This window comes from Psychromicrobium silvestre (assembly GCF_013408295.1).
Classification (GTDB): domain Bacteria; phylum Actinomycetota; class Actinomycetes; order Actinomycetales; family Micrococcaceae; genus Renibacterium; species Renibacterium silvestre.
In genome coordinates, this window is the sequence record NZ_JACBYQ010000001.1 from 1,597,859 (window position 1) to 1,610,242 (window position 12,384).

Below are 12,384 nucleotides of genomic sequence, written 5' to 3' on the forward strand. Positions count from 1 at the left end.
TGGTGCACCTCTCCTCGCAGCCTGAACCGACTGGTCCCCCAGGTTGGTCCCCAGATGTCGCTACCTTAGCGGGTGCGTATTCCGGGCTAGAGCATGGCCGCGTGACCGGTTCGCAGTGCTCAGCGTCGACTAGTCCGGCGTCGACGCCCCCTCTAGCTATAGAGCCGTCAGCGGAGTGGACGTCCCGCTGGAACCGCTCGTTGAGTGTTCGAGTATCGGGTCCTTGATAAGTTTTCGGTCGCTGTACATGGTGATTCCCCCATCGGTGAGAGATCCGAAGTACGGCAGGCTTAACTGCTAGGTTCCCTGACATCGCCTGGTTCGACCAGTTGCTGAATGCCGCGACCACTCAGATAGTCGGTGGCTTCGCGCTGGGATTCTAGGACTATGCCGGGCCGGGCGCCAGCCTTGGCTAGGGACATCCAGGCCTCGAAGAATGCCCCACCGGGAGCGCATTGTGCCCGTCCCGGCGCGGTCTGCTCCTCCCCCACGTCAAGCACTAAGGCCGTGGTGCGAGGTGCGGCCACGGGCTGGGGTGCCTCAGCGACGTCCTGAAAAGCCTGACCTTGAGGTTTCTTGCTCTGGTCCGTCCGCAGCAAGCCGAGATCGTACTCGAGCTCGGGGAAATCTGCCAGCCTCCGGTCCACGTCGTGAGAGCACCACCAAGTGACGCCCCAGAGTCCCTCACAGTCCAGCACGTTCCGCAGCGATTCTGTGGTGAAACGCGCGGCGTCCTGTGCCGCCACGTGGGGTGAGGGAGCCCCGATTTCCTGAAGCCAGATTGGCCGAACGGGATCCTCCGACCAAGCACGCACTAGTTCAACTAAGTATTCGGCCAGGCGCAGGCTCTCTCGGCTCATTCCGCCATAACGCTGGGCAGTTTGATTGAAAACCCAGGAGTGAACTGTGCTCATCGCACCGTGCCGTGCCGTGCCTGCCGGAGTGAAGGGATGCCTAGGATCGAAGAAAGCCGAATCGTATTCGGCGTGGCAGTGCTGGCCACCGGGATAACCCAGGTCTAGGGCCGCGAGAAGCTCCGTCAGCCAGTTCTCGGCCTCCTCGGCCGAAAGAGGGTTGCGCTCGGGGTGTTCTGCCGAGGCAAACTGACTGAACTCATTGCCCAGACTGAGACCCAGCACATTGGGTTTCGCAGCTAACGAGGCTGCAAGTTCCTGGAGATAGGCGAGTTGCCCGCTACGCACAGTGGGATCGGTGAAGAGGTTGGTTCGATGCCAGGAAGTAACCCAAGACGGCAGGAAGTCGAAGCTGGACAGATGCCCCTGTAGGGCGTCCACCGAAACATCCAGTCCATGCTCCGCAGCCGCATCAACGAGCGAACCTAGGTCCTTGAGTGCACTGCCTCTGACCAGGCTTCTATTGGGTTGAAAAATCGACCACAAGGGGAAGACCCGCAGGTGATCGGCACCCAATGAAGCGATGGATTCGAAGTCCCGGTGTACAGCGGTCAGATCGAAATCCAGCCAGTGATGGAACCAGCCCGCGCTCGGGGTGTAATTGACGCCAAACCTTAGGGTTTGAACGTCCTGATCTACCTGTGCCACCAGCACCCGATTCTCGAAGGATGAACGGCCTGGCCGTCCTGTCGAAAGTTTCAACTAATCCGTTTTAGTAAGTTTGGCCCGCCGCTGTCAAGACCTGACCAAAAGCTTGGCTTAGCCTCGCGGCGGAGCGGTGCTAGCCCGGATCGTCAGGGTTGGAGTCTGGCTCTGCTCATCGATCTGGGTTTCAGGATCAGCAAGTAGTCGAATCAAGACCGAAGCAGCCTGCTCTCCATAGAGGAAGGTATCCCGACTCAGCGCAGTCATGGCCGGATGCGTGAGCTGCGTCAGTGGCGAATCATCGAAGGCTACGATGGAAAGCTGCCCAGGCACTTCGACGTTCATCTCCATCGCCACCCCGAGTCCAGCCAGAGCCATCACATCCGAGTCGTAGATCAGCGCGGTCGGGCGCTGCTTCCTGGCCAGCAAGCGCCGAGTGATAGCAGCACCCTGACTATCGCTGAAATCGGTAAACAACGATTCAATCGACTCCAGGCCCAGGCGTTCGGCAGAAGCTGCGAGTGCCTCGACCCGTCTGCGAGTATGTACGAAGTTCGGCATTCCACTGATGTGTCCGATTCGTCGGTGACCCAAAGCGGCCAGATAGTCGACGACGCTCAGCATGGCCTCGGCGTCGTCCGCCCAGACACTCGACACGCCACCATGCCGAGCCGGACCACCAATCACCACGGCGGGTAAACCGAGCTCATCCAATTCGGCGATCCGCTGGTCATCTTCCTGCAGATCCACCAGAATCACCGCATCAACTCGGTTTTCGTTCCACCATTGCCGGTACACCTCGATCTCGGCGGCAGTGTCCTCGACAATGCGCATCTGAAGAGCCATACCGTGGGCGGAAAGCCCCGCCTGTAAGCCAGAGATAAGTCGGGAGAAAAAGGGCTCAACCCCCAGGGTCCTGGCCGGTCGAGCCAGCACCAAGCCAACGACGTCGGTCTTGGAACCACTCAGCGCCCGGGCCGCACTATGCGGACGCCAACTGAGATCTGCCGCCACCTGCCTGATCCTGGCTCGAGTTTGATCACTCACGCCGGGCCGATTGTTGAGCGCGAAGGAGACAGCCCCCTTCGAGACGCCCGCCTTAGCCGCGATATCCCCAATTGTGGGGCGCAGTTTTCTCTGCATATTTCACCTCTGTCCTCACCCTAACAATCCCCGCCCCTCAAGCCCTCACCGCTCTACCCAGTTGTCCCAGCGAGTGTTACTGATGTGGCAGGAGTACAAGGATTTTGGCCACAGCTGCACCACTGGCAACACCGAGTGGGACAACTGGGTTAAGCACTGGGTTGGAGATGGGACTCGGCTTTGACGGCTCACCTGACCTCGTGATTGATGTGCGATCACGATGCCGGTCTATCAACGCCGAAACCGAGTGCCGGAGCCGTCGGGCATGAGGCGGGTACAGGCTTCCCTCCGCAGCGGTTGTTTCCCTTCAGGGCGCCCGCTTCCCGCAGTTGGCTGCTACCGAGTGTGGAGATCTGCACCTTATGATGCCTTCTTAACGTGCAGATCTCCACACTCGACGGGCGGACAAGCGGAGCGACGGAGAACCAAGCAACGAAGCCACGGCCACCCGTCAAAACCACCGCCCCCGGCCCCCGACCCTGCCCCCGCCACCCGCCACCCGCCACCCGCCGCCCGCCGCCAGCGCCCCGCCACCCCAGCAACACGAACGAAGCCGTCGGCACCGAAGAAACATCAGAGAAACGCGAAGGGCCCGACTCGCAGATGCGAATCGGGCCCTTCGTGAAGTGGCGCCTAAGTTACTTGAGGGTAACGGTAGCGCCAGCTTCTTCAAGCTGAGCCTTAGCCTTCTCGGCAGCATCCTTAGCGGCACCTTCGAGGACAGCCTTCGGGGCGGCGTCAACCAGGTCCTTGGCTTCCTTGAGGCCCAAGGAGGTCAGCGCGCGCACCTCCTTGATAACGGCAATCTTCTTCTCGCCAGCGGATTCGAGGATAACGTCGAAGGAATCCTTCTCTTCCTCAGCAGCAGCGTCGCCGCTACCGCCAGCCGGGCCGGCAACCGCAACAGCAGCAGCGGTGACCTCGAAGGTCTCCTCGAACTGCTTGACGAACTCGGAGAGTTCGATGATGGTCAATTCCTTGAAAGCTTCAATGAGCTCGTCGTTGGTGAGCTTAGCCATGAGTGGCGCTCCTTCTTTCTCTGTGGCCAGTTGGCCGGGTCTAGGTGGGTCCGAGCGGCCTGGTGTAACCAGCGCCCGGGGCATTGCTGTGGACTAAGCTTCTTCGGTCTCGGCAGCAGCTTCAGCGACAGGCGCTTCTACGGCTTCCTCGGCAGCAGCTTCAGTGGCCGGAGCCTCTTCAGCGGGAGCTGCTTCCTCAGCGGCAGGGGCAGCCGGAGCGCCCTGTTCCTCTTCCAACTTCAAACGCAGCGCATCGATGCTGCGAGCAGCGGCGGCGATCGGAGCCTTGAGGATGCTGGCAACCTTGGTCAGCTGCAGTTCACGGGACTCGAGAGCTGCCAGTGCGGCAACCTCGGCGGCATTCAATGCCTTGCCCTCGAAGATACCGGTCTTGATGACCAGTTCCTTGTTGGCCTTGGCAAAATCCGTCAGGCTCTTCGCAGCGGCGACGGCGTCGCCCTTGATGAACGCGATTGCGGTAGGGCCGGCGAGCTGACCTTCGAAAGCGTCAACACCAGCTTCCTTCGCAGCAATAGCGGTCAGCGTATTCTTGACGACCGAGAACTTGGTCTCGAGGCCAAGAGAAACACGCAGCTCCTTGAGCTTCGCAACGGTGAGCCCACGGTATTCGGTTAGGACTGCAGCAGTGGATTCTTTGAAATCAGTGGTGATCTCATCAACTGCGGCCACCTTGTTCGGCGTTGCCATAACCCTCCTTCCGGGAATTCAATGCCGGTGGCTCGGGCTCCTTCATAAAAAATGCCCCGCGCAGATGCACGGGGCTTCGCTCGATCCATCAGGTCAGAACCCGACGAAGAGCATTGCTTCGTTCACCTGCGCAGGCCGTTCTTCGAAAAGAAACTTTCGGGTCCGCTAGCCTTGAGAAACTCACGGCAAACAGAACCAACCGGCGGTCTTTGGTCCCTTAAGGCTACGCTATCGTCACGCTGACAGCAAAACGCCTTCAAGAAGGCGAGCCGGTCAACCCATAGTGCAGAGATGAAGAATCACGCTGCAACGTCCGGGAGTCGCACTCTCCGCAGGAGAGGCAGCGGTCGACGGCGGCGTCCAGCAGGTGGTCATCCTCGCCGCCGGGCTGGGCACCCGGGCCTTTCGGCTGGAGTTACCCACCGAATTTCGAACCTTCGAAATCGACCAGGCCCAGACCCAGCCTTCCTCCTCCGCGCTACTGAGCGAAAAGGAAGGCTGAGTCGCTAACCACAACGCAAAGAGGCGCTCAGAGTTCTCTGCGAAAGGTCACGAAGGTCTTATCCGGCAGATAACCCATGGCTCGATTAATCCGAAGCATCGCCTCGTTCTCCTCCGCGTTGCCGGTATAGATCCGCTCGATTTCGGGCCAGGATTGACGAGCAATCCTGAGATTTTCGAGTTTCAGCCGTAGCCCAAGCCGATGCCCACGATGGGAAGTTGCCACCAAGGTATCCCCCTGCATTCCAACGGCCGCTCGCTTCGGATTCCATTCGAGCATTGTGTACCCCGCCAACTCTGCAGAGTCCCGATGCCGCATCACGCTGAGCTGAATATTGCTGCCCTGTTCTGCCTTGGCGCTCTCCCCTCGCCGCACCCGAGCGCCGTCCCATAACTGGGGCTCCGCCGTCGCGCGTCCTTGTGGTGCATCGGTACTCATCAATCCGCACAGTGCCGCGAAAGGCTCCAACAACTCTTCGGGACAGCGATTCGCCCATTGCAATAACTCGTATTCCTGGCTGGCCGATTCAGCCTCTTGCCACAATCCCTCCGGCACCCGCTCCACCGGCAATACGCTGATGGTGGCTCTTTGAACTTCCTCAAAATCCGCGCGCCGGATCAGGCTTAACAAAGCCTCGTCCCGATGATTAGAGAAGGTCTGAAGCGTCTTTCGGCCAGCCAGTCTGGCGCGAGAAATCGCCTCCGCCATCAAGCGGGGACCGGCCTCGCTACCGGGTCGGAGCACGATTTGAAGAAAAGCCAAAGATCGATTCTCTTTGAGCGGCAGACTCAGCTCCACCAGCCCCTCGGGGTGAGTAGATGGACCGAGTCCAAAGACCTGATATTCACGAAATTCATTGGGCTGGAAGAGGGCTGCGGGCTCCTGCACCACCCGATCCTCATCGTGATTCCCATCCAAAAGGAACCCCAGCAGATTGATCAGCCTAAGCCAGCCGTCGTATTCCTCCTGCCGGGAGGCTTCGCCCAGCTCAAAAAAGCTCATTTCAGCACTTTCTGCCATTCACCGGTAAACCCGGCTGGGGTGAATCCCAGGGCAATATTGACCGCCAGCATGTAGTCGTTCTCGGCGGCATTCCAGGTATAAATGCAGCGGGCATCCGGACGCTGCTCCGCTAGCCTTTCCAGATTCGCCACCTTGATCAGCATGCCCAGTCGGTGCCCCCGGTGTTCGTGGAGCACCAGGGTATTGCCTTGGAGGATCACATCGGAACGATGACCCAGCAAGATGAGTTCGGTGAACCCAGCCAGTTTTCCGCTGGGAATATGTTCGACGGCGGTAGTCAGGATGGTGCGACCCATTTGTTGAGCGAGCGCCTCGCCCTTTCGCACCCTGGCCGCATCCCAGGGCTCTTCTTCAAAATCAAGACCGGCCATCGGCGCGTCGGTACTCATCCTAGATTGCAGCCAAGCCAGATCGTCCAGCCATTCCTCCGGGCAGGGACTGGTCCAGGAAACCAGCCGGTACTCGGCACCGGCAGCTGCCTGGGCAAGCCTGCCCTGTTCGGCGAGCAAGGCTGGATCCACCGGAAGCTGGCAGCTACTGAACCGCTCCACTTGTTCCAGTTCGTAGCCTGCGGCGCGAGCAAACCGAACCGGACGGCTGACGAGCGGAAGCTGGCCGATGCCAGATTTGGGTTCCAGTAGCTCGCCCGCCAGACTATCCGCCGGATGTGAGGTTTCGAAAGTCACCGTGAGCCTGCCCTGCGCCCGGGCAAAATCCTCGGTAGCCGTGGCGAGTGCGCGGCCGATTCCGGTGCCCTGAGCGTCGGGATGCACGGTCAGCGCCACCCAGACCAGGTGCTGGTTGTCTTCCACCGGAATGATGATTTCACAGTGCCCCAGCAGCGCGCCGTCCCGCCGAGCGACCAGGTGCAGATGCCGCTCATAAGGATCCTGGGCATAGTTCAACATCTCCTCTGGGGTGTAGGCGAGATGGTCATTGCCCCAGAGCCGCAGATGTTCTTGCCTGATGAGTTCGACGGCGGCCAGGAAGTCTGCGGCCCCGTCACCGCTCAGCTCCTCGGGCAGCGACAGTTCTTCGACGGTGATCTTTCCGGTCATGGAGCCAACCTCTTCTGCCATTCGCCGTCGTACCCTGCGGGCACGAATCCCAGCTCAATATTGATGCTCAGCATGTGATCGTTTTCCGCCGCATTCCAAGTGATGGCGCGTTGCAGCTGGGGTAATTCTTTCTGGATACTTTGGATATTGGCGGCCTTGACAAGCATTCCCAGGCGTTTCCCTCGATGGTTGCCGACCACCAAGGTGTCCTCCTGAGTGACCAGCTCCGGTTTCTCCGGATTGAAATCGAAGTAGGTATAGGCGGCAATCTCGCCGCTCGGGACGTGCACGACGGCACAAACAGCTATCCGATGCCTGGCTTCAAGGTAGCGATTTTCCATTTCTCGTACTCGCTGCGCGTCCCAAACTTCTGCTTCAATATCCAATCCGGCGCTGGGCACATCGGTGCTCATCCGGCTATTGGCGACGGCAAAGCTCGCCACCAGCTCATCCGGGCAGCGGTCCTGCCAAAGCTCAAGGCGATAGTCCTCCCCCGCTTTGGCACCGGAGGAAGCAATCAATGCCTCCAGTTTTTCTGCGGGAACCGGTAGCTGCAAAGCGCTGAAGCGCTCGACTTGTTCGAGCTGGTAGCCACTTTTGAGAGCGAAGCGAACGAAGGGGTCATTTTCGGGAATTGTTCCGGTGCCCGAGACGGGGCTCAGCACTCCGGGACCTAGCGGATCGAAATCCGCCCGATGCTCGGTGCTAGCCAGTAACGTTTTCCTTCCCTGATCGGAGGCGTACTGCTCGGCCACCGCGAGCAGCTCTTGCGCATAGCCACGGCCTCGCAACTCGGGAAGCACCGAAGCATTGACGTAGGCGGTGCGTAAATTGTCCTGCAGAGTGAGGTTGACCCAGGACAGTCCGATCACCTGGCCATCGAGTTTCCCCAGGAACACCTCCAAGCGGCGATATTCGTTTGGCCGCCAGGACACCAGCCGGGTCTGCAGGTCCGAGATCCGGTCGCGATTGTGCCAAATCGCCAGCCGGATCGCGTCGAGCACCTGGTTTGCGGCCAGGAAATCTGCGGCTTCCGGTGCTTCCAGGCTGTCGGGTAACTGGAGCGGCACCACCCGGAACGGATCGGCTTGGAAGGGGTCAGGGTTAAGTTCGCTTGTCATGGAAAACCTATCTCTTGAAGTTCAATAGCTCGCGGCTAGAGCCCCGGACCCACGAAGAGGACCATATCGAAAGGGTCATCTGTCCAATGAGGTTTTGTCCGGGCGATCTCCCGCCAACCAAGCCGGTGGTAAAGCGTCATCGCGGGCTCGGCGATGGAAGCTGTGTCTAGCACCCCGAGTTGATCTCGCTGTTCAATCCGCTCCATCGCTACCGCCATCAGCGCCTTGGCTATCCCGCCGCGCTGTGCCCCAGGATCGACAAAGAGCCGTTTGACCAGGGTGTGTTTTTCGGCCGGATAGCCAGTAGCCTCCGCCCAGATCGGAATGCAGTCGATGTCCTCGCTGAGCGTCAATGGCATAAGTGCCACATGCCCCACTATTCGACCTTCCAATTCGGCCACCCAGGCGGCGTCGAAGCGTTCGTCGAAGACTGATTCTTCGGCATGAGCCACCAATTCACCTTCTGGATCTGCGAAGTAGCCCGTGGCCCTCGCGCAAGCGGTAAGCGCGGTCAACAGTCCTTCGCGGTCAGCAGCTTGTCGTTCCCGAACAATGATCTCAGCCATGGCTCCAGCCTATCGAGCAAGACCGACAAATACCGCTGGCTCAGTCGGAAAGCAGTTGCCGAGCAGCAGAGCGAATCCGCCAGGAGAGGCCAACCGTCCAGATGCCGAACGCCAGGGCGAAGATACCGAACACCCACAGCACGGTGAGAATCCCAATGCTCGGCACCGCCAGCACAAAAATCCCCCACAGCACCCCGATGATGCCGGACGCTAGCACCCAGCCCCAGACCCCGCTCAACTCACGTCGCAGGGCAAATGCTTGGACCAGCTGAGCTGCGCCGAGCAGAACCGCCCAGAACCCAATCAGAAAGCCCACAATCAGTGCGGTCTTTCCCGGCCAGCTGACGGCGAACAGTCCAGCGAGTACGGAGACCACGCCCTCCACGATCAGCCAGCCCCATAAACTCTGTTCCTTCCGGGAGGCGATCGCCATCCCCACCGCAGAAAGGCCGTCGATGATGGCGTAGATCCCGAAGAAGGTAACAAAAATAGCAAGCGTGGTGGAGGGAGAGAAAAGCGCGAAAAGGCCAAGTAGGACGGCGACCACGCCCCGAAGCAGGACCAGCCACCAGAGTTTCCGGCTGGCCGAGTACAACTGTTCCATGGCTCTCTCCTTCATCTGCTGGTCCGGTGTGCCACCGGTCTCTTCAGCTTATGACATCTAGTGCCGGTAGCGCCCTTTCCATCACGAAGTCACGTTCCTCGACGGTGCCAAACATAAAGGATTTCTTCCCCACTGTGCGGAAGTCGTGCTTCTGATAGAACCGGATGGCTCGGTCGTTGACGCTACTCACCCCAAGCCAAATTCCGCACGCACCGGACCGGGCTGCGGCTTCAAGAGTTGCCGTCATGAGCTCTGAAGCCAAGCCGCCGCCGAATCGCTCCGGATGCACGTAGCACTTGCTCAGCTCCGCCGTGGGTTGAAGGCTGAGGGCTGCCTGCACTTCCGGGTCTTCGGCTGGTCCCAGCACGGTGAGGCTATAACCGACTGCCCTGCCGCCGTCGTCCGCAAGAAGGAGAATGCAGGAAGTGTCGGTGAGGTATCGCCGGAAGTTATCTGGCCCAAGATTGCTGGCAATATGATGCTCGATGTTTGCCGGATCCGAACCCGCTGGGGCGGAATGTGGGAAGGTCACCGCGGCGAGTTCCACCAAGGCTGCTAGGTCGGCTGGGGCGGCTGGGCGGATCAGCAAGGTCATAGTGCCGATTAAACCATTGCGCACTCGTCCGACCCCGTATCGAGTGTGGAGATCTGCACGCTAAACGGCTCCCAAAAGATGCAGATCTCCACACTCGACGGCGGGCGGCGAAGCGGCGAGGAGGCGAAGGAAGAAGAGAAGCGCGGGGCCGAGGCTTAAACCACTGAGGGCCGGGAGCAGATGCTCCCGGCCCTCAGTGGTTTAAGGATTCAGTACAGAGGATTTAGGCCTCGGTCAGTACCTTGGTCACGTTCGGGTCCACGGTGATGCCGGGGCCGAAGGTGGTGCTCACGGTAGCCTTCTGCAGGTAGCGACCCTTAGAGGTGGACGGCTTCAAGCGAAGCACCTCTTCGAGTGCTGCCGCGTAGTTCTCGGCGAGCTGCTGGTCGTCAAAGGACACCTTGCCGATGATGAAGTGCAGGTTCGAGTGCTTATCAACGCGGAAATCGATCTTGCCGCCCTTGATCTCCTCGACAGCCTTGGCCACGTCAACGGTAACGGTACCGGTCTTCGGGTTCGGCATTAGGTTACGCGGGCCCAGGACCTTACCCAAGCGGCCAACCTTACCCATCAGGTCCGGGGTTGCCACGGCGGCGTCGAAGTCGGTCCAGCCACCGGAGATCTTTTCGATCAGGTCGTCGGAACCGACGAAGTCGGCACCGGCCGCGATGGCGGCCTCGGCCCGGTCACCGGTTGCGAAAACCAGCACGCGAGCGGTCTTGCCGGTGCCGTGCGGTAGGTTCACGGTGCCACGGACCATCTGGTCCGCTTTACGGGGGTCAACGCCCAAACGGAAGGCGACCTCCACGGTGGCATCGAACTTCGAAGGGTTGGTGTCCTTGGCCAGCTTAACGGCCTCAGCGGGGGCGTACTGCTTGCCCTCGTCGATCTTGGCTACTGCTGCCTCATATGCTTTGCTGCGCTTTGCCATGCTGCTATTTCTCCTTGTGCAGTTGTGGTCTGTCGGACCGCGCTGGGCCCTGCCACGTGCCCTCCCGAAAGGAAGGCTTCATTAGATTGTGTTAGCCGAAGGAATTAACCTTCGACCGTGATGCCCATCGAGCGGGCGGTGCCGGCGATGATCTTGGCCGCAGCCTCGACGTCGTTGGCATTCAAATCAACCAGTTTCTGGGTGGCGATCTCGTTCACCTGAGCCTTGGTCAGCTTTGCGACCTTTACGGTGTGCGGAGTCGCAGAACCCTTAGCAACGCCAGCGGCCTTCTTAATCAGCTCAGCTGCCGGAGGGGTCTTGGTGATGAAGGTGAATGAACGGTCTTCATAAACCGTGATTTCCACCGGGATGACGTTTCCACGCTGTGATTCCGTCGCGGCGTTGTACGCCTTGCAGAATTCCATGATGTTAACACCGTGCTGACCAAGTGCGGGACCGATCGGCGGGGCCGGGTTAGCGGCGCCTGCCTGGATCTGCAACTTGATGAGGCCGGTGACTTTCTTTTTGGGAGCCACTTCAGGTCCTTCTCTCAATTGCTGTCCTCAGCTGCAGGAGCGCACCTGAGGGTCATTCCGTTCGGTCGTCATGGCAAGACGGCCGATTAGGTCGCCCCTCGTCTAAAGCATGACAAGAGACAACTAAGTCTTTTGGAACCTACTAAGTCTACTAGATCTTGGTGACTTGGCTGAACGAAAGGGTAACCGGGGTCTCTCGCTCGAACAGGGACACCAGAACAACCAGGGTCTGAGACTCCGGCTTGATCTCGGAAATCGTGGCCGGAAGGGTCTCGAACGGACCTTCCTTGACGATGACGGACTCGCCGATTTCGAAGTCCACCGCGATCGGCGCCTGAGCAGCCTTGGTGGCCGAGCCCTTCGCGGAACCTTCCGCCTGCTCTTCTTCGAAGACCGGTGCCAGCATAGAGAACACTTCATCCAGCCGCAACGGAACAGGGTTGTGCGCATTGCCCACAAATCCGGTAACACCAGGGGTATGGCGGACAACGCCCCAGGAAGCGTCGGTCAGATCCATCCGCACCAAAACGTAACCAGGGATACGAACCCGATTGACCACCTTGCGCTGAGCGTTCTTAATCTCGACGACTTCTTCCATCGGGACCTGGATCTCGAAGATGTGCTCTTCCATGTTGAGCGACTGGATACGGGTTTCCAGATTCGCCTTGACCCGGTTTTCGTAGCCGGCGTAGGAGTGAATGACGTACCAGTCACCCTCTTGGCGGCGCAGTTTCGACTTGAACTCTTCAGCAGGGTCCACAGCCGGAGCGGCTTCTTCGGCCTGTTCGCTCTGCTCAGCCGACTCATCGCCCTCTTCGGCCGACTCATCGCCCTCTTCGGCCGACTCATCGCTCTGCTCGGCCTGCTCTGCGTCCTCGACTGAGGCAGCGTCAGGCTCAGCCGCCTCGCTCTCCTGCACACTCGCTTCGTCGGTCTCGGAGAGTGTCTCTTCGGTAATCTCGAGCTCCTGCTCAGACACGTTGCTTCCTGCTTTCGTAGTTCATTAACCCAAGCCAGCG

Annotated in this window: 14 protein-coding genes; 1 reads left to right on the forward strand and 13 read right to left on the reverse strand. The window is 59.8% G+C overall.

What is annotated here, in order from left to right:
- Window positions 1-290: 290 nt before the first annotated feature.
- From FHU41_RS07540 to rplJ, 4 genes are all read right to left on the reverse strand, one after another.
- Window positions 291-1,616 carry a glycoside hydrolase 5 family protein gene (locus tag FHU41_RS07540; RefSeq protein WP_246279449.1) on the reverse strand — a complete coding sequence of 442 codons (1,326 nt, stop codon included), beginning with the start codon at window positions 1,614-1,616 and terminating at the stop codon, window positions 291-293.
- Between the two features lie 57 nt (window positions 1,617-1,673).
- Complete coding sequence (locus FHU41_RS07545; protein WP_179388945.1) at window positions 1,674-2,702, reverse strand: LacI family DNA-binding transcriptional regulator; 1,029 nt, start codon at window positions 2,700-2,702, stop codon at window positions 1,674-1,676.
- 638 nt (window positions 2,703-3,340) lie between these two features.
- Window positions 3,341-3,721 carry a 50S ribosomal protein L7/L12 gene (rplL, locus tag FHU41_RS07550; protein ID WP_179388946.1) on the reverse strand — a complete coding sequence of 127 codons (381 nt, stop codon included), beginning with the start codon at window positions 3,719-3,721 and terminating at the stop codon, window positions 3,341-3,343.
- Window positions 3,722-3,814: 93 nt separating this feature from the next.
- Window positions 3,815-4,429 (reverse strand): 50S ribosomal protein L10, encoded by a 615-nt coding sequence (rplJ, locus tag FHU41_RS07555; RefSeq protein WP_179388947.1) that lies wholly within the window; start codon window positions 4,427-4,429, stop codon window positions 3,815-3,817.
- A gap of 304 nt (window positions 4,430-4,733) precedes the next feature.
- Here rplJ and FHU41_RS15285 point away from each other — a divergent pair, with 304 nt between their 5' ends.
- Window positions 4,734-4,931, forward strand: a complete 198-nt coding sequence (locus FHU41_RS15285; RefSeq protein WP_218847176.1) for a class I SAM-dependent methyltransferase — start codon at window positions 4,734-4,736, stop codon at window positions 4,929-4,931.
- Window positions 4,932-4,958: 27 nt separating this feature from the next.
- On the opposite strand, the gene FHU41_RS07565 is transcribed toward FHU41_RS15285, so the two are convergent.
- From FHU41_RS07565 to nusG, 9 genes are all read right to left on the reverse strand, one after another.
- The gene (locus FHU41_RS07565) at window positions 4,959-5,933 is read right to left on the reverse strand and encodes a hypothetical protein (protein ID WP_179388948.1); all 975 of its coding nucleotides are present in this window, start codon (window positions 5,931-5,933) and stop codon (window positions 4,959-4,961) included.
- On the reverse strand, window positions 5,930-7,012 hold the full coding sequence (locus FHU41_RS07570; protein ID WP_179388949.1) for a GNAT family N-acetyltransferase: 1,083 nt from the start codon (window positions 7,010-7,012) through the stop codon (window positions 5,930-5,932). Before FHU41_RS07570 ends, FHU41_RS07565 begins: the two co-directional genes overlap by 4 nt.
- Complete coding sequence (locus tag FHU41_RS07575) at window positions 7,009-8,133, reverse strand: GNAT family N-acetyltransferase (RefSeq protein ID WP_179388950.1); 1,125 nt, start codon at window positions 8,131-8,133, stop codon at window positions 7,009-7,011. Before FHU41_RS07575 ends, FHU41_RS07570 begins: the two co-directional genes overlap by 4 nt.
- A gap of 35 nt (window positions 8,134-8,168) precedes the next feature.
- Window positions 8,169-8,699 carry a GNAT family N-acetyltransferase gene (locus FHU41_RS07580; protein WP_179388951.1) on the reverse strand — a complete coding sequence of 177 codons (531 nt, stop codon included), beginning with the start codon at window positions 8,697-8,699 and terminating at the stop codon, window positions 8,169-8,171.
- A 40-nt stretch (window positions 8,700-8,739) separates the two neighbouring features.
- Window positions 8,740-9,303, reverse strand: coding sequence for an HdeD family acid-resistance protein (locus FHU41_RS07585; protein ID WP_246279450.1), 564 nt, complete (start codon window positions 9,301-9,303; stop codon window positions 8,740-8,742).
- Between the two features lie 43 nt (window positions 9,304-9,346).
- The gene (locus FHU41_RS07590; RefSeq protein WP_179388953.1) at window positions 9,347-9,898 is read right to left on the reverse strand and encodes a GNAT family N-acetyltransferase; all 552 of its coding nucleotides are present in this window, start codon (window positions 9,896-9,898) and stop codon (window positions 9,347-9,349) included.
- Between the two features lie 223 nt (window positions 9,899-10,121).
- The gene (gene rplA / locus FHU41_RS07595; protein WP_179388954.1) at window positions 10,122-10,829 is read right to left on the reverse strand and encodes a 50S ribosomal protein L1; all 708 of its coding nucleotides are present in this window, start codon (window positions 10,827-10,829) and stop codon (window positions 10,122-10,124) included.
- Window positions 10,830-10,933: 104 nt separating this feature from the next.
- Window positions 10,934-11,365: a 50S ribosomal protein L11 gene (gene rplK / locus FHU41_RS07600; RefSeq protein ID WP_179388955.1), complete on the reverse strand. Its 432-nt coding sequence runs from the start codon at window positions 11,363-11,365 to the stop codon at window positions 10,934-10,936.
- 151 nt (window positions 11,366-11,516) lie between these two features.
- On the reverse strand, window positions 11,517-12,344 hold the full coding sequence (nusG, locus tag FHU41_RS07605) for a transcription termination/antitermination protein NusG (RefSeq protein ID WP_179388956.1): 828 nt from the start codon (window positions 12,342-12,344) through the stop codon (window positions 11,517-11,519).
- Window positions 12,345-12,384: the final 40 nt, after the last annotated feature.